At 73.3% G+C, this 21,968-nt stretch carries 11 protein-coding genes and 1 tRNA gene; 4 read left to right on the top strand and 8 right to left on the bottom strand.

The window, feature by feature from the left end:
- Positions 1–3: 3 nt before the first annotated feature.
- The 6 genes from LX83_RS09660 to ssb all read right to left on the bottom strand — a co-directional run bounded on the left by LX83_RS09660 (position 4) and on the right by ssb (position 14,815).
- Positions 4–660: a hypothetical protein gene (locus tag LX83_RS09660; protein WP_253769539.1), complete on the bottom strand. Its 657-nt coding sequence runs from the start codon at positions 658–660 to the stop codon at positions 4–6.
- A complete protein-coding gene (locus LX83_RS09655) occupies positions 653–1,084 on the bottom strand; it encodes an acyl-CoA thioesterase (protein ID WP_253769537.1) in 432 nt (143 codons plus the stop codon). Before LX83_RS09655 ends, LX83_RS09660 begins: the two co-directional genes overlap by 8 nt.
- A 523-nt stretch (positions 1,085–1,607) precedes the next feature.
- The gene (locus LX83_RS09650; protein ID WP_407649515.1) at positions 1,608–6,623 is read right to left on the bottom strand and encodes an NAD-glutamate dehydrogenase; all 5,016 of its coding nucleotides are present in this window, start codon (positions 6,621–6,623) and stop codon (positions 1,608–1,610) included.
- A gap of 563 nt (positions 6,624–7,186) precedes the next feature.
- Positions 7,187–12,241 (bottom strand): diguanylate cyclase domain-containing protein, encoded by a 5,055-nt coding sequence (locus tag LX83_RS37770; RefSeq protein WP_308203941.1) that lies wholly within the window; start codon positions 12,239–12,241, stop codon positions 7,187–7,189.
- Positions 12,242–12,274: 33 nt separating this feature from the next.
- Positions 12,275–13,951 (bottom strand): energy-dependent translational throttle protein EttA, encoded by a 1,677-nt coding sequence (ettA, locus tag LX83_RS09640; protein WP_253769530.1) that lies wholly within the window; start codon positions 13,949–13,951, stop codon positions 12,275–12,277.
- Positions 13,952–14,335: 384 nt separating this feature from the next.
- Positions 14,336–14,815, bottom strand: a complete 480-nt coding sequence (gene ssb, locus LX83_RS09635; RefSeq protein ID WP_253769528.1) for a single-stranded DNA-binding protein — start codon at positions 14,813–14,815, stop codon at positions 14,336–14,338.
- A gap of 250 nt (positions 14,816–15,065) precedes the next feature.
- Here ssb and LX83_RS09630 point away from each other — a divergent pair, with 250 nt between their 5' ends.
- Genes LX83_RS09630 through LX83_RS09620 form a run of 3 tightly spaced genes read left to right on the top strand, consistent with a single transcriptional unit; the run spans position 15,066 to position 17,577 of the window.
- Positions 15,066–15,764, top strand: coding sequence for a TetR/AcrR family transcriptional regulator (locus LX83_RS09630; protein ID WP_253769526.1), 699 nt, complete (start codon positions 15,066–15,068; stop codon positions 15,762–15,764).
- The gene (locus LX83_RS09625; protein ID WP_253769524.1) at positions 15,761–16,714 is read left to right on the top strand and encodes an ATP-binding cassette domain-containing protein; all 954 of its coding nucleotides are present in this window, start codon (positions 15,761–15,763) and stop codon (positions 16,712–16,714) included. Before LX83_RS09630 ends, LX83_RS09625 begins: the two co-directional genes overlap by 4 nt.
- Positions 16,715–16,749: 35 nt before the next feature.
- Positions 16,750–17,577, top strand: a complete 828-nt coding sequence (locus LX83_RS09620) for an ABC transporter permease (protein WP_253769522.1) — start codon at positions 16,750–16,752, stop codon at positions 17,575–17,577.
- A 31-nt stretch (positions 17,578–17,608) separates the two neighbouring features.
- On the opposite strand, the gene LX83_RS09615 is transcribed toward LX83_RS09620, so the two are convergent.
- A complete protein-coding gene (locus tag LX83_RS09615) occupies positions 17,609–19,807 on the bottom strand; it encodes a cytochrome c oxidase assembly protein (protein ID WP_407649514.1) in 2,199 nt (732 codons plus the stop codon).
- Between the two features lie 92 nt (positions 19,808–19,899).
- Positions 19,900–21,105, bottom strand: coding sequence for an MFS transporter (locus LX83_RS09610; RefSeq protein WP_253770137.1), 1,206 nt, complete (start codon positions 21,103–21,105; stop codon positions 19,900–19,902).
- Positions 21,106–21,485: 380 nt separating this feature from the next.
- Between LX83_RS09610 and LX83_RS09605 the strand changes: the two genes are divergently transcribed.
- A tRNA-Arg gene (locus tag LX83_RS09605) sits at positions 21,486–21,558 on the top strand.
- Positions 21,559–21,968 lie beyond the last annotated feature (410 nt).

Raw genomic sequence — 21,968 nt, 5'->3', positions numbered from 1 at the left:
GGGTCAGACCAGCAGCGGCAGCAGGGCGTGCCGGCGACGGACGATCGCGCCGTAGCGGGCGTCAATGCGCAGCCACGCGTCGGTAGCGGTCACCCGGACGTTCTCGCCGCCTTCGCCGCCACCGAGAAAACCCATTCCGGACAGGGCGAACAGGCAGCGCAGCGGCACCTTGACCTCCAGTCCGCTGCCGCTGACCGTGAGCACGGTCTGGTCCAGCAGCGAGGCCGGCGGGGTGCCGTGCGGGCCGGGGTTCTCCCGTGCCAGGGCCACGCCCCGGTCGGTCAGCTCGGACAGCACCGAGGCGGGCAGTTGGTCGACCGGCTGCCAACCCTGGGTGGGTGGCAGTGCGGAACGCCACAGCAGGTCCTGGGCGTGCCCGGGGTCGATCCGCGCGCTTCTGGACACGGCCAGTCCGGCCAGCAGGTCACTGCCGGCCACGGACAGGTCGGCCGGTTCCACCCGGCCCGGCACCGATCGGGTGACCAGCACGTCGAACGGGGTCACCGCCCACAGGTCGAGCAGTTGTCGGCCGGTGTCGTGGCCGGCTGGTTCGCGGTTGCGCAGCCGCACCACGGTCTGCGGCTCCAACCGGACCGCCCTGGCCACGAACGCGCCGATGTCGTCCCGCTCGGCCGGGTCGGTCAGGATCAGCTCAGCCACTGGTCACTCCGGCTCTCCACCCGGCGAGGAAGTCGCGCTCGGCGTCGGTGAGCCGGCGGGGCCGGGCGGTTTTCACGTTGTACGGAACCATCAGGGTCTCGGCGGTGGCGACGACCGCGCTGGCCGCGGCCCGGCTGCTGCGCACGGTGTAGTCGAGCGTGAAGGAGGCCGAGCGGAGTTCCCGCACGGACATCTCCACTCGCACGTCCTCGCCGGTGAACAGCAGCGGGGTGTGGTAGTCGACGGCCAACCGGGCGACCACGACTCCGCTGGCCATGTCCACGGCTTCGTGCCTGGCTGCCTCGCCGAACAGCAGCGCTATCCGCGCTTCCTCAAGCAACGTCACCGTATTCGCATGGTTGACGTGTCCGAAAGCGTCCATGTCAGACCACCGTGGACGCACTTCGGTTACGAACACACCCAAGGAAAGCGCCTCCTGCCTTGGATCTCCGGCGGACTCATGACCCTAGTGGATCACTGCCATCCGAAAAGCCTCCGGTCGTGTCTAGTTGGGTGGCCGACCGCGCGAGTGCCGTTCAGCACGGGTGCGCGTGCCCTTACCACAACCCGTGGGCGGTACCGGCGGATTCAGCCGTCTGGGGCACAGGTTGTCCACACCCTCCCGGGTTGTCCACAGGCCCGGTCTCCGCCACGTGCACGGCCCGGGGGCGCCGATAGGCTGGACCCGGGGTCGCCCCCCTGGGAGGGCGGGGGGCTGGCCTGGGGAGTTTCGCGGCCGTTGTCGCGGTAACCGGGCGGGTGGGCCGGCCCAGCCACACGAACGTATCTGGCCACACGCACCAGTGTGCGTCCGGGGCCGGGCCGGTCAACAGCCCGGCCCCGGATCGGCACCGGCACGCCCTGGCGGGCCGCGCCGCCGGGCTCAGCGGTCGCGCCAGCGGCGGCGGCGCAGCGCCGGGCCGGCGGTCAGGGCGACCACAGGGGGGTCACCGCACGATGCTGCGGATCTGCCTGGCCGCCACCGACAGCGTGGCCAGGTCCTGCCGGCCGGCCCGCTTGATCTCCTGCAGTGCCGCCCTGGCCCGACCCAGCCGGGACGCGTTGGTCTCCTCCCACCGGGCGATCTTCTCCTCGGGGCTGTCCCCGGGGTCGCTGTCCCGCAGCACGTCCACGGCGATGGCCCGCAGCGACGAGTACAGGTCGTCGCGCAGGGCCAGCCGGGCCAGCGCGTGCCAGCGGTTGCCCCGTTCCAGCGCGCTCACCGCGCTCAACATCTGGTCGATGTCCAGGTGGTTGGACAGCGCGTAGTACAGCTCGGCGGTCTCCTGGGGGCTGCGCTCCGCGCCGGCCGACGCGCCCTCGCGTTCGGCCAGCTCGGCCACCTCGGTGATGTCGAGCAGACCGTAGGTGTAGAGCAGCGCGGCGACCCGGTTGGCCAGCGGTTCGGGCACGCCGCGTGCCACCAGCCGCTGTGCGTCCATGCTGACCTGCTCCCGCTCGCGGCCCTGCAACAGGGTCATCATCTGCGGTGCGAGCTGGCCGACCACCCGGGAGAACCGGGCGATCTCCGAGCCGATCGGCAGCGGCTGCGGCCGGTTGGCCAGCAGCCAGCGGGACGCGCGGTCCAGCAGGCGCCGGCTCTCCAGCACCATGTCGTCGGCCACCTCGGTCGGCACCACGTTGTCCAGCGCCCAGATGTCCCGCCACAGCGTGGGCAGGTCGAACACGGTGGTGACCACGGTGTAGGCGCGGATCGCGTCGGTCGCCGAGGCACTGGTCTCCTCGGCCAGCCGGTACGCGTAGGACACCCCGCCGCCGTCGACCACCTGGTTGACGATCAGGTTGGTGATGATCTCCCGGCGCAGCGGGTGCTCGGGAATGGCGTCACCGAACCGCTCCCGCAGCTGGGTCGGGAAGTACTCGGGCAGCCGCTGCGCGAAGGTCTCCGCCTCGGGCAGGTCGCTGGCCAGCATCTCCTCCTTGAGGGCCAGCTTGGCGTGGGCCAGCAGGGTGGCCAACTCCGGTGAGGTCAGGCCCTGCCCGGCCTTGTCCAGCTCCTTGAACTGCTGGACGGTGGGCAGTGCCTCCAGCTTGCGGTCCAGCCCGGCGTGCTCCTCCATGTCGGCGACCAGTCGGGCGTGCACGGGAAGCATGGCGGCGGCGTGCGCGCGGCTGACCCCGAGCACGGCGTTCTGCCGGTAGTTGTGCGCCAGCACCAGTTCGGCGACCTCGTCGGTCATCTCGCCGAGCAGTTCGTCACGCTGCTGCTGGCCCAGCCGCCCCTGGCTGACCAGGTGGTCGAGCAGCACCTTGATGTTGACCTCGTGGTCGGAGCAGTCCACGCCGGCCGAGTTGTCCAGGGCGTCGGTGTTGACCTTGCCGCCGGCGCGGGCGAACTCGATCCGGCCGCGCTGGGTCAGGCCGAGGTTGCCGCCCTCGCCGATCACCTTGACGCGCAGCTGCGCCCCGTCCACGCGGACCGCGTCGTTGGCCTTGTCGCCCACCTCGGCGTTGCTCTCGGTGGACGCCTTCACGTAGGTGCCGATGCCGCCGTTCCACAGCAGCTGCACCGGCGCCAGCAGGATCGCCTTGATCAGTTCGGCCGGGGACAGCCGGCGCACCTCGTCGGGCAGGCCCAAGGCGGCGCGCATCTGCTTGCTGATCGGCACCGACTTGGCGGTGCGCGGCCACACCCCGCCGCCCTCGCTGATCAGGGTGCGGTCGTAGTCGTCCCAGGAGGACCGGGGCAGGGCGAACAGCCTGGCGCGTTCGGCGAAGGAGCGGGCCGCGTCCGGGGTGGGGTCGACGAACACGTGCCGGTGGTCGAAGGCGGCCACCAGACGGATGTGTTCGGACAGCAGCATGCCGTTGCCGAACACGTCGCCGGACATGTCGCCGATGCCGACGGCGGTGAACTCCTCGCGCTGCACGTCCACGCCCAGTTCCCGGAAGTGGCGGCGCACGCTCTCCCAGGCGCCCCGGGCGGTGATGCCCATGGCCTTGTGGTCGTAGCCGACGGAACCGCCCGAGGCGAACGCGTCACCCAGCCAGAAGCCGTAGCCGCGGGCCACCTCGTTGGCGATGTCGGAGAAGGTCGCGGTGCCCTTGTCCGCGGCCACCACCAGGTAGGTGTCGTCGCCGTCGTAGCGCACGACCTGGGGTGCCGGCACCACCTTGCGGGCGTCCAGGTTGTCGGTCAGGTCGAGCAGGCCGGAGATGAACATGCGGTAGCAGGCGATGCCCTCGGCGAGGAACGCCTCCCGGTCCAGCCCGGGGTCGCCGGTGGGCTTGGGGGGCCGCTTGACCACGAACCCGCCCTTGGCGCCGACCGGCACGATCACCGCGTTCTTCACCGCCTGGGCCTTGACCAGGCCCAGGATCTCGGTGCGGAAGTCCTCCCGCCGGTCCGACCAGCGCAGGCCGCCCCTGGCCACCGGGCCGAACCGCAGGTGCACGCCTTCGACGCGGGGCGAGTACACGAAGATCTCGAAGCGGGGCCGGGGTTGGGGCAGGTCCGGCACGGACCTGGGGTCGAGCTTCATCGCCAGGTAGGGGCGGTGCCGGCCGTCGGCGTCGCGCACGAAGTAGTTGGTGCGCAGGGTGGCGGTGATCAGCGTCAGCAGGCTGCGCAGGATGCGGTCGGCGTCCAGGCTGGTGACGTCGTCGATCATCTGGTTGATCTCGGCGACGAGCGCGTCGGTGCGGCTGGCTCGGGTGGACTCGGCCGCGCCCGGGTCGAACCGGGCCTCGAACAGCCGGACCAGGGCGGTGGCGATCTCGGTGTGGCCGAGCACCGCGTCCTCGATGTAGTCCTGGCTGTAGGGGGTGCTGGCCTGGCGCAGGTACTTGGCGTAGGCGCGCAGCACGGAGGCCTGCCGCCAGTCCAGTCCGGCCAGCAGCACCAGCGAGTTGAACCGGTCGACCTCGGCTTCGCCCCGCCAGGCCGCGGCGAACGCGTCCTGGAACCGGGTGCGCACCTCGTCCATGTCCTCGGCGCCGAGCCGGTCCAGTGCGGGCGGCTGGATGCGCAGCCCGAAGTCGAAGATCCAGTACCGGACGCTGCCGTCCCAGTGCAGCTCGTAGGGGCGCTCGTCGACCACGTCCACGCCCATCCGCTGCAGCATGGGCAGCACCTGGGACAGGGTGACGCGTTGGCCGGCCAGGTAGAGCTTGAACCGGCGTTCGCCCGGTTCGGCGTTGGCCGGGATGTAGAACGACATCTCCAGGTCGCCCTCGGCGAGGGCCTCGACGCGCCGCACGTCGTCCAGGCCCTCGGCGGCGGTGAACGCCTCCTTGTAGGCCTCGGGGAAGACCGCGGCGTAGCGCTGGCCCTGTTCGGTAGCGGACTCGGCGCCCAGCGGGGTGGCACCGGTGCCGCCGGCCTCGACCGCGTCCGCGTGGGCCTGGGAGTGTTCGGCGAGCACCGCCTCGACCATGAGGTCGTCCCAGCTGCGCACCACGTCGCTGAGCCGCTGCTGGATCAGGGCGGTGTTGGGCTCGATCTGGTTGCCTGGCTCGGTGTGCACCATGAAGTGCACGCGGGCCAGCGCGGACTCGCCGACCCTGGCGCTGTACTCCAGGCTGGAGCCGCCGAGTTCGGCGAGCAGCACCTCCTGCATGGCCAGTCGGGAGCGGGTGGTGTAGCGGTCCCTGGGCAGGTAGACCAGGCAGGAGAAGAACCGGCTGTAGGGGTCGCGGCGCAGGAACAGGCGCAGCCGGCGCCGCTCGGCCAGCGCGATCACGCCCGTGGTGGTGGTGTAGAGCGTGTCGGTGTCGGTGGAGAACAGTTCGGCGCGCGGGTAGTTCTGGATCACCTCCAGCATGCCCTGGCCGGAGTGGGAGGCCAGCGGGAAGCCGGCGCGGTGGATGACCTCCCGCACGCGTCGCTCGATCACCGGGATGTCGAGCACGTTCTCGTGCAGCGCGGTGGTGGTGAACACGCCGAGGAACCGGTGTTCACCGGTGACCGCGCCGTCGGCGTCGAACGTCTTCACCCCGACGTAGTACGGATACACCGAACGGTCCACTGTGGACTGTGCGCTGGCCTGGGTGAGCACCAGCAGGTTCGGGGCGAGTGCCTGCCGGCCGGCGTCCGGGCCGGCCGTGAGGCTGCGGGCGGCGAGGTCGTCCTTGCGCAGCACGCCCAGGCCGGAGGCCAGCACCGCGCGCAGGGCGGGTTCCCCGTCGGTGCTCGGGTCGTCCCTGACCACCTCGTAGTGGCGGTAGCCCAGGAAGGTGAAGTGTCCGTCGGCCAGCCAACGCAGCAGGTTGGCGCCGTCCTGGACCTCCTCGCCCGGCAGCGACGACGGCGGGTTCGCGGTCAGCTGGTCGGCGAGCTGGCGCGCGGCCTCGGCCATCCGGTCGGTGTCCTCGACGACCTCGCGGACGTCGTTGAGCGCCGACTGCAGCCGGTTCTCCAGTTCCCTGGCCCGGTCGGGATCGGTGATCAGGTCGATCTCGATGTTCATCCAGGATTCGGCCAGCGAACCCGAGGGCGGCTCGGCGGGGTCGGCGCCGGGCAGCACCTCGTGCAGCACCCCGGCCACGTCGCGGCGCACCACCACGATGGGGTGCACCACGCGCTGCACCTGCACGCCGCTGCGGGTCAGCGCCGAGACCACCGAGTCGACCAGGTAGGGCATGTCGTCGGTGACGACCTGGACGACCGTGGCCGAGCAGCTCCAGCCGTCGTGGGCACGGGTCGGGTTGAGGGTGCGCACCAGGGGCCGGCCTGGCACGCGGTTCTCGGCGAGTTGGTAGTTGGACCGCACCGCGCCAACGAGGTCCGCCGGGTCGTCGGCGATGACTTCCTCCGGTGGCACGTACCGGTAGTACAGCCGGATCAGGTCGGCGAGTTCGGGTGCGGCTTCGGCGGCCCGGTCGATCAGCTCATCGCGGATCTGTTCCGGGCTGACCGTGGTGACATTGCCGGAATCGGTCGCGTTGCCTTTGCTTCCAGCGTCCACGCTGTCGTGATGCGACGGCTTTCCAGTCGAGGTCATTCGGGCGACTCCACGCTATTCGGCACATCCGTGTGCCGGGTCCGCTAGCCACCCTATGACTCCCGAGGGCGTGCCGGGGCGGCGGGGATAGGGCCGAACGGAGCTGAATCGAGCCCTGAATCGAGCCACCTGACGGAGCAACCGAGGGGGTCACCTGGGCTTGTGCCGGCCACTGGTCGGCGCTGTCGGGCCGTTCGGCGCCCTCCGAAGTTGATCTTCGTGACAAACACCACGCCAACGGGTCACGCGCCGCCCCCTGTTCGGTGGGCGCTCCACCGGTTGCCGGTTGCGTGGCCGCGCAACCGCGAGCGAGGTGGCCGAACCCGTTGTGCGGACAGGACAAGCGTGGTGCGGCTCGACCGGTTCGCCCTGCCCGCGCGGATGCGCACCGTTGTGCGGAAAGGGGTTTGTGCCCGCAACGGCACGCGTGTCCGCCCCGGGACCGCACAACCGGTGCGGATTCGCGGCGACCCGGGGGCGGGCAGGGCGCGACGGGCGCGACGGCCCAGTCCGGCGCGGTTGCTCGGCCGGTGGTGGTGGTCGGGGTGGTCCCTGGTGCGGGGTCAGTCGCCGGGCAGCCGCCAGTCCCGGTCGAAGGACTCCCACCCGAATTCCTCGTCGAACCGGTTGGCGCCGAGGTTGTTGCCGTACTGGTCGGTGCCCGAGTTGTTGGCGCCGAACCGGTTGTCGTCGAACCGGTTGGCGCCGGGCCGGTTGTCGCCGGGCCGGTTGTCGCCGTGCCGGTTGTCGCCGGGCCGGGAGTCGGGATCGCCGCTGGTCCGGTCGGATCGGGTGCTGAAGCTGGCCGGCCCGGTGCTGTCCGTGCCCCGGTGCGCGGTCCCGGTGCTGTCGAAGCCGGACCGCGTCGATCCCGGAGCCGACTCACCCGCGGCGTGCGCCGGCTGGTCGGTGATCCGGCGGATGGGTCCGGTGCGTTCGGTGTCGAGTTCGTCCGTGCCCCACTCGCCGGTGCTGCCCCGATCCCCCGGTGCTGCCTGGGCCGAGGCGCGGGCCTCCGGTGGGGCGGTGGCCGCCGGCGGAGCGCCGAATCCTGCGGCGCCGAATCCTGCGGCGTCGGGCCGGGCGGTGTTGGCTCCGGTCGCGTCGGCGTGGGCGGCGTCCGAGGAGGTGGCCGGGTCGGTGGACACGCTGTGCACGGCCGCGGAGAAGGCGCTCAGGTCGTCGTCGTCCGGGATGCCGCTGCCGCGTCGACCGGTCTCGTAGGCCACCATGGCCTCGGCCAACAGGTCGGCCAGGCCCAGGTCGCGCAGGGAACCCAGGTCGTCGTCGGCGTCGCCGGCACCTCCGGCCTGGTCCTCGGTCGAGGTGGACTCGCCGGCGGCTGCGGTGTCGCCGCTGTTCTCGTCCTGCCCGGCCGCGCGCTCACCGGGTGCCGTGGCGGTTGTGCCCCCGACACCGGTGTGGCCTGTGCTGGTGTGCCCAGCGCTGATGTGCTCGGGGCCGGTGGGCTCGGTGCCGGTCCTGCTGGCGCCGGCGTCGGTGCCAGCGGCGGAAAGCCCGGACGTGCTGGTCGACATCGGGGTCCGGGCCAACGGGACCGCGGTCTCCGCGGAATAGGCCCAGCCCACCGCCGTGGCCTGGGCGCTGCCCTGCTGCACGGGCAGCACCGGGTCCGCCGGTGTGGCCAGCGGGCCCAGCGCGGTGGCCAACTCGGGCAGGGCCAGTTCCGGGGTGGCCCGGTCCGGCTGGGTGTTGTTGGGCAGACCGTGTCGCCCGATGGCCGGGTGGGGAACGGTCGGCGCCTCGGACAGGTCAACGGCCACCGGAGCGAACGGGTCGCCGGTCGGCGTGATGTCGACCTGGTGCCGCCGGCTGGCCGGTGGTTCCACCTTCCAGCGCACCTCGCCGAGCACCGGGGTAGCGGCGCCCGTGCCGCTGCCGCCCGCCGGTGGGCTGGTGGCCCGCTGGTGGGCGGTGGGCTGGCCGGTGCCGCCGCTGTCCAAGCCGGCCCGTGCCCCGGCGGCTCGGCCGGTGCCGTGCCGACCACCACCACCGCTGCCGCCGCCGCGGTTTCCCGTGCCGGAACCGCCCGTCCCGGAACTGTCCGTGGCGGACGCCGAGCCGAAGCCGTCCACAGCGGACCGGTCCGTGTGCTGACCGCCCGGGCCGGTGGCTGGCCGGCCAGCACCGAGGGTGCCTTCCCCGGCCGGGCCGGGGCTGGTCGAGCCGGAGTCGGCGTGGCTGGGCGGTGCGTGACCGGACGCTGTGCCGATCTGGTCACCAGCGCGGGCGCGGTCGCCACCGCCGCCACCGGTGTGTGGATCGGTGGCAGACGGGTCCGCGCCGGACGGCCCGGCCAGCCCCTGGCCCGCGTCGGTGGTGTCGGTCACCGGCCAGTCCAGCGCGTCCCGGTCCCGGGTTTCCTCGGGCTGCGCGGACTGGTCCGCGCGGCGGCGGCGCCGGAACATCCGGCGCGAGCCGAGCAGCCCACCGTCGCTGGCCCGGCTGACCAGGAAGCCCGGTGTGTCGTGCCGGGACGCGGTCGACGGGGTGACCGGGTCCCCGGTGCCAGCCGACTCGCTGGCGTGCGCGCCCGACGAGGGCGGTGCCGAGGCCGCGTGCCGGTCGCGGCCCGAGGCGGGGTCCGCCGTCGGGGTGTGCGGCTCTCCGGATGCCTGCCCGGCCGCGCCGGCCGAGGACCTGCCCTCGGTGGCGTCGCCGTCCGGGTCTGGAGCGGCGTGCCGGCGGGGTAACCGGTCGAAGTCGATCCGGCTGATCATCATGGTCGGCCAGGAGTCCATGGTGCGCGGCGGACCGGTTCGCCCGGGCCGCGCCACCACGGCGTCGTCGCCGGTTGCTCCCTCGGTGCCGGGTTGGTTCGGGCCGTGCCGCTGTCCGCTCCCGGGAGGGCCGTCCCCGCCCGGCCCACGGGTCGAGGCGGCCGGGGACGGCGTTGCCGGGTGGGCTGGTGCGCTGGCTCGGCCGGTGCCGGGCTGGTCGGTCCCGGGCTGGTCGGTGCTGGACTGGTCGGTGCTGGGCTGGCGGCTGGTGCTGGCGGTGTCCCCCGGTTCGGCGGCGCGGCGCCGCCCGCCGGTGCCGGCCACCGGGAACCGGCCGGCCGCGCGGAGCACGTCCACGGCTGGCGCGGTGTCGGCGGCCCGCCGCGTCGCCTCGGCCGCCCCCGCCTCGGCCTGCGGGGCTGGCGCGGTCTGGTCAGCCGCTCGCCGCCGGGGTCGGCGGATCGGGGCGGGCCGGGTGCCGTGGTCCTCACTGGGCCAGGCCGGGGTGGTGCCGCTGTCGCCGTCAGCCGCGGTGGCGCGCCGCGGTGCGTCGGTGTTGCTCGCGCGGGCCCGGGTGGCCCGGGTCGAGCCGCTGACCGGCCACTCCGGCTCGGCCTCGGGTCTGCTGTCCGCCGCCGCGTGGGCGGCGTGCGCGGCCGGGCTGCGCCCGGTGCTCCGCTCACCGGCGCTCCGCTCCCCGACCGACCGGTCACCAGTGGACCGGTCGCCAGTGGACCGGTCCTCGGTGGGCCGGTCGGCGGGGTGGTCGGGTGCGGACCGCTCCGGGGCTGATCGCCCGGAAGCAGCGGCTGCGGTGGTCGAGTCCGGTTGGCGCGCGGCGCGGCGCCGGCTGTCCGCGGTCTCGGTCGACGGCGCTACCCCGGTGCCGGCCGCGCCGGTCGGGTCCTGGTCCGGCGTTTCAGCGGGCCACTGGGCGTCGCTGTCCGGGGAGCCGCCCCCGGGCCGGCGCGCGCGCAGCCGCCACCGGCTGGCCGCCTCGGCCCAGGCGCCTCCCTCGTCCTCGGTGCGGCGGAGCCGGTTGCGGGCCGCCTCGACCCGGTACACCTGGCCCAGGCTCTCCAACCGGGCGCGGTCCGCGTCCATGTCGTCGGCCGCGCCACCCGTGGACGCCCCGGCCCGGCTGCTGCCCAGGCCGGGCCAGACGAACTCCTCGGGGTCGGCCGTGTCGGCCCGGCGGGCCCGGCTCCTCCCGGTGCTCTTGGCCGCTGCCAGCGCCCGGTCCGCCTCGGCGATCAGGGTGTCGCCGGTGCCGCCCGAGTGGTGCTGGGCGATGCCGACGTGCACGTCCACGGACAGGTCGGGTGCGATGCGGTTCCAGTCGGTGGTGGCCACGGCGTCGCGCACGCGCTCGGCCCACTGCCTGGCCTGTCCTCGGGTGGTGCCGGGCAGCAGCACCGCGATCTCCGCGTCCGCGGCCCTGCCCAGCGCGGCCGGCGTGGGTGACGCGGAGTTGGCCCGCCGCGCCACCGCCGCCACCAGCCGGTCCACCAGCTGCGGGTTCGCCGTGCTGGCCGCGTCGGCCGAGGGCGCGACCTCCAGCAGTACCAGGGCCAGCCGGGTTTCCCCGGTGCTGGCGCCGACCAGGGTGTCCAGCCGGCGGCGGAACGCGCGGCGGCTCAACAGGTCGGGGCTGTCCTCGGCCGGTGTCTCGGCCGGCCAGATGTTGTGGCCGGCGGTCGCGTCGGCGCTGTTGTCCGCGCCGGGCACGGTGCTGATGCCGGCCGGGTCGCCGGCGGGCGCGGTCACCGGGTAGGCGGCCCTGCCCTTGCGCAGCAGCGCGGCGAACTGCTCGCGGATGCCGGTGCGCTGCCGCTGGGCCGTGGCGAACTCCTCGGCCAGCTGCGCCCGGACCGCGTAGACCGTCCTGGCGCGGCGCCGCTCCGCGGCGTGCGCCGAGCGCAGGCAGTTCAGTGCGTCGTTGAGCTGACCGGACAGCTCGTGCACGTGGGCGAGGGCGAGCAGGCTCTCGGTCAGCAGCGGGTCGAGCTGGTGGCGCCGGGCGCTGTCCTCGGCGTCGCGCAGCAGGTCGGTGGCCTGGTCGACCTGGCCGAGCGGCAGGTGCAGCCGGGTGGCCAGGACCAGCCGGAGCCAGCCGAGCACGTCGGCCGCCGGGGCCCGGACCGGCTGGTCGAGCAGGGGTGCGGCCACCTCGGCCGCCTTGCCCGGCTCGTCCAGGTCCATCAGCGCGCAGACCAGTTCCAGGCTGAGCCGGCCCCGGGTGTAGCCGCTGTCCGAGGCCGGGTCACGCAGGTCGTCGAGGAGGGCGAGCCCGTCCCTGGCCGCGGCGGCGGCCGTGGCGAAGTCGCCCCAGCGGCGCTGGTGGCCGGCGGCGGACGCCTGGAGCAGCGCCCTGGACAGCAGCCTGCTGTCGTGTTCGAGTTCCTGGTCGAGGCTGAGCAGCCGGTCGGCCTCGCTGATCGCCTCGGTCAGCTCCCGGCTGCGCCCCAACCGGGCCAGGCACTCGCTGGCCCTGGCCAGGGCTTCGGCCCGGAGCGCCGCGGGCACGCCGGCGGCGTCGAGCACCGGCCGCACCGCGGCGAAGCCGGTCAGTGGCACGCCGGCCGACTTGGCGCACTGGGCCAGTTCGACGCGCAGCCGCCACGCGGTTTCCTGTTCTCCCGCGGCCTGGGCGGACCGCAGAGCGGCGAGTGCCCGCTCCGCGATCCGCAGTCCGCGTTCCAGCCGGTTGTGCGCGGACACCACGAGCAGTTCCGCGCGCAGCCGGTCGGCCTCGTCCCGTCGCGCCGTGGCCAGCGCGACGGCCCGCTCGGCGAGTACCAGGGTGAGTTCCGGCGCCTGCCAACGCAGCCGCCAGGCGGACGTGACCAGCGCGCCCACCTCAACGTCCGCCTGCACTTCGCCCCTCGCCGCCAAGACGGATGCCCCTGTTCAGTCGCGGGTCAGCTTGCGGTGGGTGACCCGGTGTGGCCGGGCGGCCTCCGCGCCCAGTCGGTCGATCTTGTTCTGCTCGTAGCCCTCGAAGTTACCCTCGAACCAGAACCAGCGGGACGGGTCGTCGTCAGTTCCCTCCCACGCGAGGATGTGCGTGGCCACGCGGTCCAGGAACCACCGGTCGTGGGAGATCACCACGGCGCAGCCGGGGAACTGTTCGAGGGCGTTCTCCAGCGAGCCCAGCGTTTCCACGTCCAGGTCGTTGGTGGGCTCGTCCAGCAGGATCAGGTTGCCGCCCTGCTTGAGGGTGAGCGCCAGGTTGAGCCGGTTGCGCTCGCCACCGGACAGCACGCCCGCCGGCTTCTGCTGGTCCGGCCCCTTGAACCCGAACGCGCTGACGTAGGCGCGGGAGGGCATCTCGACGTTGCCGACGTGGATGTAGTCCAGCCCGTCGGAGACCACCTCCCACACCGTCTTCTTCGGGTCGATGCCGGCCCGGTTCTGGTCGACGTAGGACAGCTTGACCGTCTCGCCGACCTTCACCGAACCCGAGTCCGGCTGTTCCAGGCCGACGATGGTCTTGAACAGGGTGGTCTTGCCGACGCCGTTCGGGCCGACCACGCCGACGATGCCGTTGCGCGGCAGGTTGAACGACAGGTCGTCGATCAGCACCCGGTCGCCGAACCCCTTGGTGAGGTTGTTGACCTCGACCACCACGTTGCCCAGGCGCGGGCCCGGCGGGATCTGGATCTCCTCGAAGTCCAGCTTCCTGGTCTTCTCGGCTTCGGCGGCCATCTCCTCGTAGCGCTGCAGCCTGGACTTGGACTTGGCCTGCCGGGCCTTGGCGTTGGACCGGACCCAGGCCAGTTCGTCCTTGAGGCGCTTCTGCAGCTTGGCGTCCTTCTTGCCGGCGACGGCCAGCCGCTCGGCCTTCTTCTCCAGGTAGACGGAGTAGTTGCCCTCGTAGGCGTGGGTGCGGCCGCGGTCCAGCTCCAGGATCCACTGGGCCACGTTGTCCAGGAAGTACCGGTCGTGGGTGACGGCGAGCACGGCGCCCGGGTACTGCGCCAGGTGCTGCTCCAGCCACAGCACGCTCTCCGCGTCCAGGTGGTTGGTGGGCTCGTCCAGCAGCAGCAGGTCGGGCTTGCTGAGCAGCAGCTTGCACAGGGCCACCCGGCGGCGCTCACCACCGGACAGCACCTTGACGTCGGCGTCGGGCGGCGGGCAGCGCAGCGCGTCCATCGCCTGTTCCAGCTGCGACTCCAGGTCCCAGGCGTCGGCGTGGTCCAGCTCCTCCTGGAGCTTGCCCATCTCCTCCATCAGCTCGTCGGAGTAGTCCACCGCGAGCTTCTCGGCGATCTCGTTGAACCGGTCCAGCTTGACCTTGATCTCGCCGACGCCCTCCTCGACGTTGCCGAGGACGGTCTTGTCCTCGTTGAGCGGTGGCTCCTGCTGGAGGATGCCCACCGAGTAGCCCGGCGAGAGGAACGCCTCGCCGTTGTTCGGCTGGTCCAACCCGGCCATGATCTTCAGCACGCTGGACTTGCCGGCGCCATTCGGACCAACGACGCCGATCTTGGCACCGGGGTAGAACTGGATGGTCACGTCATCGAGGATGACCTTGTCCCCGTGCGCCTTGCGCACCTTCTTCATGGTGTAGATGAACTCGGCCATGGCCGCGATCGTAGAGCCGGCGGCGTGGGGCGAGTAGCGCGGTCACCGGCATCGACTCGTACGGCGGTGGTGCGGTGGGAGCACGGTAACCCTTCCGGGGCATGTGCCGTGCGGTCCCGGCCGGTGCCGGTCGCGGGACACCGCCCCGCCGGTCACCGCCGTCCTGCCGGATGTGACTCCGGCCACCACTGTCCGTTCCTCGTCGCCGGCGGGCCACCCCGTCAGCCGACCTCCGACCTTCCCTCCTTCTCAGCGCCGTGGGCGGCGCGGACGACCCGCTCGCCGGGTGCGTCCCGCTCGCACTCGTGGTCTCCATCTTCTCGTTGTCGTGCTGGGTTGCGATCCGCGTCTGCCGCCGGCACCGCACAGAAACCGACGCGCGTCTCAGGCAGCGGCCGCTACCGCCGCGATGCCCCTCGCTGACGCGCCGTCCATCGTGTCAACGCCGGAACCGGCGTCCGTCATCCCGGGGTGTGCGGATTTGCCCGGATCGGCGTCGGTGGCGCGGGCGCCCGGCCCCAGTCGCGCGGTGCAGCGGGACAGGTCGGGGCCGACGGCGAACGCCTCCACGTCGTAGCTCTGCCTGCGCTGCCCGTCCACCTCGTAGCTCCTGGTGTTCAGCCGGCCGGTGACCACCACCGGGTCGCCCTTGGTGAGCGAGGCGACCACCCCGCTGGCCAGCCGCCGCCAGCAGGTCACGTTGAGGAAGAGCCGCCCGCCGTCGGTCCACTCGCCGGTGGCGCGGTCCAGCCGGCGCTCGGTGCTGCCGACGCGGAAGTTCACCACCTCCACGCCGTCCTGCACCTGGCGGTGGCGCACCTCGCCGACGATGGTGCCGACGACGGTCACCTGGGTCTCGTTCATCACGGTTCCTCTCCTGTGGGCGACACCGGCCGGTGTCGACCGCCGTGTTCTGCCGCCTCCAGGTTCGAGCAGCCACCCGGCCCGGGAAAGCCGCTGCTGGCCCGCTGTGGACAACTCCCCGGCCTGTGGACAACCCAGGTCCCGAACGGGTGAAAACCGGGCCGGGGGTCGGAAGGTGTGGTAGCCCCACCCAAACTGAGTGAGTTCTCACTCATTGACATGAGTGAGAACTCACTCATATGGTCGCACCATGACTGACGCGCCCGACCAACCCCAGCGCCGGAAACGAGCACCGGCCATGAGCGTCGAGCAGCGGCGGGACGCCATCGCCCAGGCCACCCTGCCGCTGCTGGCCGAACACGGCGCGGACGTGACGACCAGCCAGATCGCCAGGGCCGCCGGGATCGCCGAGGGCACGGTCTTCCGCGCCTTCCGCGACAAGCAGGAGCTGATCGGCTACTGCCTGCAGGTCGCGCTGCGGGTGGACCCCGAACTGGACCGGATCGCCGCGATCAGCCCGGACCTGCCCCTGGCCGAGCGGCTCGCCCAGGCGCTGGAGACGATCACCGGCTACCAGACCCGGGTGTGGCAGGTGCTCGCCCCGCTGCGCCAGGCCAGGTTCCAGCCCCGCCGCGACGAGGACGGGACGGACACCGACGAGCACGCCGAGGCCAAGGGGCCGCAGGCGCAGATGCAGCGGCTCGCCGGGGCCACCACGGAGCTGATCCGGCCGGACGCGGACCGCCTGCGGATCCCCCCGGAGCGGGCGGCCCTGCTGCTGATCGGCCTGATGTTCGCCGACCGGATCTCCGAGCAGCTGGGTGAGCCGTTGACCCCGCCGGCGCAGCTGGTCGACCTGTTCCTGCACGGCGTGACCACCACGGGCGCGCCGCCCACGACCACCCCGCCCACCGGCGGGCCAACCACCACAGGGGAGCGAACACCATGACCGAGACCATGATCGAGGTCGCCGGCCTCGGCCGGACCTTCGGCGCGCTGCGGGCGCTGGACGACGTCACCCTGACCGTGCCGAAGGGCACCGTGCTCGGCCTGCTCGGCCACAACGGGGCAGGCAAGACCACGCTGGTCAACGTGCTCACCACGCTGTTGCCGCCCACCGAGGGCAGGGCGTCGGTCGCCGGGTTCGACGTGGTCCGCCAAGCCCACCAGGTGCGCGGCCGGATCGGGCTCACCGGCCAGTTCGCCGCCGTGGACGAGCAGCTGTCCGGCACCGACAACCTGGTGCTGATCGCCCGGCTGCTCGGCGCGAGCGGCCGACAGGCCAGGGCGCGGGCCGCCGAGCTGCTGGACGCCTTCGAGCTGACCGGCACCGGCCGACGCCCGGCTCGCACCTACTCCGGTGGGATGCGCCGCCGCCTGGACCTGGCCGCGAGCCTGGTCGGCCGACCGGACGTGATCTTCCTGGACGAGCCGACCACCGGGCTGGACCCGACCAGCCGGATGACCATGTGGCGGATCGTGGCGAAGCTGGTCGACGACGGCACCACCGTGCTGCTGACCACCCAGTACCTGGACGAGGCCGACCGGCTCGCCGACTCGATCGCGGTGCTCTCCGGCGGCCGGGTGGTGGCCTCGGGCACGGCCGCCGACCTCAAGGCCGAGGTGGGCCAGCGCACCGTGTCGGTGACCCTGGCCGAGCCCGACGACGCGGTCCGGGCCGTGACCGCCCTCCAGCGGGCCGGCCTGCACCCCGTGCCCGATCCGGCCGGCCGCGCGCTGACCACCCCGGTCACCGCCTCGCGCGAGCTGGCCGTGGTGGTGCGCGCCCTGGACGAGGTCGGCGTGGACGTGGCCGAGCTGGCGTTCAGCGAGCCCACCCTGGACGACGTGTACCTGGCGCTGGCCCACCACGGCGCGTCCACCCCCACCGCCGCCTGAGCCCCCGACCCGCACCCCACCCCAGGAGCCCTCCGATGACCAACACCAGTGCGGCCGCGGCGCCGACCGTCCCCGGCTGGCGCGGCAGCAGCCCGCGCACCCAGATCCTGGTCCTCACCACCCGGTCGCTGCGGGCCGTGGTGCAGGATCCCCGACTCATCGTCTTCAGCCTGGTGCAGCCGCTGGTCATGCTGCTGCTGTTCAGCCAGATCTTCAGCAGCGTCGCCAACACCCCCGGGTTCCCGGCCGGCGTCGGCTACATCGACTTCCTGATGCCGGCGATCCTGGTGAACACCGCCATGCAGGCCGCGCTGCAGTCCGGCGTCGGGCTGATCAACGACATGCGCAACGGCGTGGTGGCCAGGTTCCGCTCGCTGCCCATCCGGATGGGCTCGGTGCTGGTCGCGCGCAGCCTGTCCGACCTGGTGCGCACCGCGCTGCAACTGCTGGCCATGCTGGTGTTCGCCACCCTGCTGTTCGGCTTCTCCCCCGCCGGCGGCGCGGCCGGCGTGATCGCCACCCTGGCGCTGGCGCTGGTGGTGAGCTGGGGGCTGGGCTGGCTGTTCCTGGCGATCGCCGCCTGGTTGCGCAACGCCGAGGTGATGCAGATGGTCGGGTTCGTGGCGATGTTCCCGTTGATGTTCGCGTCCAGCGCGTACGTGCCCGTGGCCAACCTGCCCGGCTGGCTGCGGGCGGTGGCCACGGTCAACCCGGTGAGCCACGCGGTGGACGCGGCCAGGGCGCTGACACTGGCCCAGCCGGGCGCGGGCGGCGCGACCACCGCGATCGGGGTCAGCCTGGCCATCGCCGCGGTCGGCGCCGGCCTGGCGGTCCGCGGTTTCCGCCGGCCACTGCCCCGGTAGCCGGGTGCCGGTGGGCGGGGCCAGGCGCGGGTCAGGCCTCGCCCGCCGGGCCGCCGGAGGTGGCCGTCGGGGGGTCGGCCGGTTCCTGGCCGGCCGGAGCCGAACCCGCCGGGGCCGGATCCGCCGCAGCGGTGTTGGCCGCAGGGGTGTTGGCCCCAGCGGGGCTGGCGGCGGACCGGCTGGCGGCGGTGCCGTCCCGGTTCGTGCTCGGCTCGGCCAGGGTGCGCAGCATGGCGTTGTAGGCGGCCAGGTCGGCGTCACCGTCGGCGTCGGCGCGCCGGTCGGCCCGCCGGGCGGCCCGCTCGTCCGCCCTGGCCCACTGCACGAGCAGGGCGATCAGCACCAGCACCAGCGGCACCTCACCGGAGGCCCAGGCCAGGCCGCCGCCGAGCCGCTGGTCACCGAGCAGGTCGTCGGCCCACGGCAGGCTCAGCGACCGGTAGAAGTTCTCGCCGATCACCGACTGCATGCCCATCAGGGTGATGCCGAAGAACGCGTGGAACGGCATGGACGCGAACAGCAGCCCGAGCCGCCCCAGCGGCGGCAGCCGCCCCGGCGCCTGGTCCACGCCGATGACCGGCCAGTAGAACACGTACCCGGCCAGCAGGAAGTGCGCGTTCATCGCCAGGTGCGCCCAGTGGTAGTTCAGGGCGAGGTCGAACAGGCCGGAGAAGTACAGCGCGTAGAACGAGCCGACGAACAGCACCAGCGCCACGATCGGGTTGGTCAGCACCCTGGTCAGCGGCGAGTGCACGAACGCGAGCAGCCACTCGCGCGGCCCGGTCGGCCGGTCCCGGCCGGCCACCGGCAGGGCGCGCAGCGCCAGCGTGACCGGGCCACCGAGCACCAGCAGCACCGGCGCCAGCATGGACAGCAGCATGTGCGCGCCCATGTGCGCGCTGAACAGGGCCGGCGCGTACCGGCCCAGCCCCGAGGAGGTGGCCAGCAGCACCACCAGGCAGCCGGCCAGCCACGCCACGGTGCGGCCCACCGGCCAGTGGTCGCCCCTGGCCCGCAGCCGGCGCACCCCGACCAGGTAGGCCAGGGCGAGCACGATCGCGACCGTGCCGTAGACCAGGTCGAACCGCCAGGCGAACAGCAGCCGGGCCACGGTGGGCGGGCCGGGCAGGTCGTAGCCGATCAGCAGCTCGACCGTGCTGGGCGTGGTGACCGCGTCGCTGGGCGGCGGGGTGCGGCTCAGCCCGGCGGCGATGCCGATGGTGAGGAACATGACCAGCACCTCGGTCCCGGCCAGGCGCAGCAGCGCCCGGCCGGACCCGCCGTCGGCCAGCTGCCGCACGCCGCGCTGCCGCTGGACGTAACCGAACCCGCCGAGCACCACCAGGCAGGCGATCTTGGCCAGCACCAGCCGGCCGTAGGCGGTGCTGACCAGGTCGGACACGGGCAGCCGGACCAGGGCGTTGACCACCCCGGACAGCGCCATCACCACCCAGCACACCAGGGCCAGCCAGGAGAACCGGCTGGCGGCCATGGCGAGGTGGTCGCCGCGCCGGCGGCCGTGGGCGAGCAGCGCGACCAGCCCGCCGACCCACAGCGCCGCCGCCACCAGGTGGTAGAGCAGGCTGTTGGTGGCCAGGTCGTGCGCGCCGCCGCTGGAGGAGTGCCCGGTCACGGTCACCGGCAGCAGCCCGAACAGGGCGAGGAAGAACAGCGTGGTGGTCCAGCCCCAGGACAGCACCATCCGGCAGCCGATGGCGACCAGGGCGGTGATCACCGCGGTGACCACCCACGCCTCGGCCTGTTCGACCAGGCCGACCCGGGACAGCAGCACCGCCGGGTCCAGCACGTCGGTGACCGGCGAGCCGGTGGCGTCGGCCACGGTGAACGGCACGGACAGCAGCGCGCCGACACACCACACCAGCGCGGACCAGCCGGCGGCGCGCAGCGCGGCGTAGCCGTCCGCGGACAGGGTGCCGGACCGCTGCGGCGGCACCAGGAACGCGGCCAGCAGCAGGAACCCGATGCACAGCACCGAGCCGGTCTCGGTGACCACCCGGATGACGGGCAGCCCGTAGGTGGTGAGCTGGCCCGGGGAGGGCAGGCCGTAGACGACGTACTGCCGGTCACCGGACAGCGCGCTCAGGGCCGCCGCCACCAGGGCGGCGAGCGCGCCGCCACACACCAGTAACGGGATCAGGGCCGCCCTGCGGCGTGGGTTTCCCGCCGGCTCGGGGGTGGTGGTATCCGCTGGTGAGGCGTGTGAGGACACCTCACGAGGGTAGCGAGCGGCGGGGTGTGACCTCGACCTCGCTGATCGGACGATCCCGCTGCGGCATTCGCCCGGGCTGGCCTGCGCCGGGGCTACCCGGCGGTGCTGCTCCTGGCGGGCTGGGACGGCTCGGCGGCGCCGCGGCGCACGGCCCGGTGCGCCAGCCACACGGTGGGCGCCATCAGCGCGGCCACGGCCGCGACCACGGCCATGGACACGGTCAGCGAACTCGCCTGGGCCAGCCCGCCGACCAGGGGTGGGCCCGCCAGGAAGCCGGTGTAGGAGACGGCGGTGACAAAGCCGATGGCGCTCTGCCCGCCGGTGCCGTCCGGCCGGCGGCCGACCCGGCTGGCCAGGTCCATGACGAGCGGGAAGGCGAACGCCAGCCCCATGCCGGCCAGCACGAACCCGGCGTAGGCGGTGGCCGCGACCGGCACCAGCACCGCGGTGGCCAGGCCCACCGCCGCCACCACGGCACCGGTGCCGAGCAGCCGGAACGGGCCCCACCGGCGTTGGGCGGGCTCGCCGAGCAGTCGGGTCAGGGCCATCGCCACGGCGAACCCGGAGAACGCGATCGCGGCGGCGCCCTCACCGCTGCCCCGCTCGGTCACCAGGAACAGCGCGGACCAGTCACTGGAGGCGCCCTCGGCGATGGCCGCGCACAGGGCGATCCCGGCCAGCAGCCACAGCACCGGCTGCCGGATCGGCGCCGGTCCGGGCGCGGCCGGCACGGCATCGGGGGTGGGTCGGCCGCTGGCCGCACCGGGCAGCGCCCTGGCCACCAGGCCGATCGCGGCGAGGCTGAGCACGGCGACCGCGGCCAGGTGCCGCAGCGGGCTCCACCCGGCGGTGGCGGCCAGTCCGGCCGCGGCCGAGCCGAGCAGGCCGCCGAAGCTGAACCCGGAGTGGAACTGCGGCATGAGTGGGCGGTCCAGCACCCGGCCCACCTCGGCCGCGGCCACGTTCATGGCCACGTCCCACAGGCACACCAGCAGGCCCATGCCGAACAGCACCACACCGAGCTGGACGGGGGAACCGGCCAGGCCGAGCAGCGGCAGCAGCAGTGACGCGAGCCCGCTGGCCAGCGCCAGCACCAGTCGTTCGCCGAGTCTGGCGCAGATCCGCCCGGCGAACGGGGCCATCAGCACCATGCCGACGCTGCTGCCGAGCAGCGCCAGGCCGAGGGTGCCCTCGGTCGCGCCGACCTGGGTGGTCAGCGCGGGCACCCGCGCCGCCCACGAGCCGTAGGTCGCGCCGTTGAGCACGAAGATGACGAACACGGCGGTGCGAGCCGACAGCACTGCGCTCCCTTCGGACGGGGCAGGCCCGGGGAGACCGAGAGAGTCGAGCGGGTGGGGATCGGTCGGCTCTCCCCGTCGGGCGTGTCCGCAATCCTCGGTGACGCGTGTCAGTGACGTCCAGTGTTCGTCCGGCTACCCGTGGCCGCTTCCGGCCGCACCGCCGCTGAGCTGGGGTTACGCTTGCGTGCGGGTACCGGACGGGGCCTGGCTGACCGGGTGGGGTGGTGGTCGGTCCACGGAGTGGCCAGGCCGGCCGGCATCCGCCCACGTCCACCAGATCACCCTTTCGGTGACGGCGGAGAAACGGAAGCGCCGTCACGAGCGATGTGGTGAGCGGAGGCCGTTACCCTGCCAGCGCCGGCAGGCACGCGGTCCCAGCCCCCGTAGCTCAGCGGAGAGAGCGAAGGACTTCTAATCCTTTGGTCGCAGGTTCGAGTCCTGCCGGGGGCACACGTTGACCAGCGGTTCTACCTCGCACAGCCGGAACGCCCCGTTCGCCCGTGGCCTGCGCCACGACGTGGACGGGGCGTTGTCGTGTGTCCGGCGCACAGCTCGGGGACGGGGTGGGGACAGTGGTGCACGCCGGCGTGAGTACCCACGCCGGCGGCCGGGTAATCACGACTTCAGGTAACGATCCGGTCACGAACAGCGGGCGCCGTCGATGCCGTCGGCTGGGCGCCGAGCCACCGAGCGGGACCGGCTGCTCGACAAGGTCGTTCAGATCGCCGCCGGTGTCGCCGACCACCCTGACGCGGGTGATGCGCCGCCTGCCCGCGGTGGTGCTGGACCGCGCCGACACCGAGCAGCCGCCACGATCCGCGGCGCTGGCGCGACCGAGGCACCGCACCAGCATTGTCCGG

Origin of the sequence: Goodfellowiella coeruleoviolacea, from assembly GCF_024171785.1 — a bacterium.
In the GTDB taxonomy this organism is placed as follows: domain Bacteria; phylum Actinomycetota; class Actinomycetes; order Mycobacteriales; family Pseudonocardiaceae; genus Goodfellowiella; species Goodfellowiella coeruleoviolacea.
Note: the sequence above shows the minus strand (reverse complement) of the source record. Positions and strands in the feature narration are given on the sequence as shown.

Bases quoted from the DNA above. Each gene is read 5' to 3' on its own strand.
- LX83_RS09650 (WP_407649515.1), bottom strand. From the start codon at position 6,623: ATGACCTCGACTGGAAAGCCGTCGCATCACGACAGCGTGGACGCTGGA.
- ettA (WP_253769530.1), bottom strand. From the start codon at position 13,951: ATGGCCGAGTTCATCTACACCATGAAGAAGGTGCGCAAGGCGCACGGG.
- ssb (WP_253769528.1), bottom strand. From the start codon at position 14,815: ATGAACGAGACCCAGGTGACCGTCGTCGGCACCATCGTCGGCGAGGTG.
- LX83_RS09630 (WP_253769526.1), top strand. From the start codon at position 15,066: ATGACTGACGCGCCCGACCAACCCCAGCGCCGGAAACGAGCACCGGCC.
- LX83_RS09625 (WP_253769524.1), top strand. From the start codon at position 15,761: ATGACCGAGACCATGATCGAGGTCGCCGGCCTCGGCCGGACCTTCGGC.
- LX83_RS09620 (WP_253769522.1), top strand. From the start codon at position 16,750: ATGACCAACACCAGTGCGGCCGCGGCGCCGACCGTCCCCGGCTGGCGC.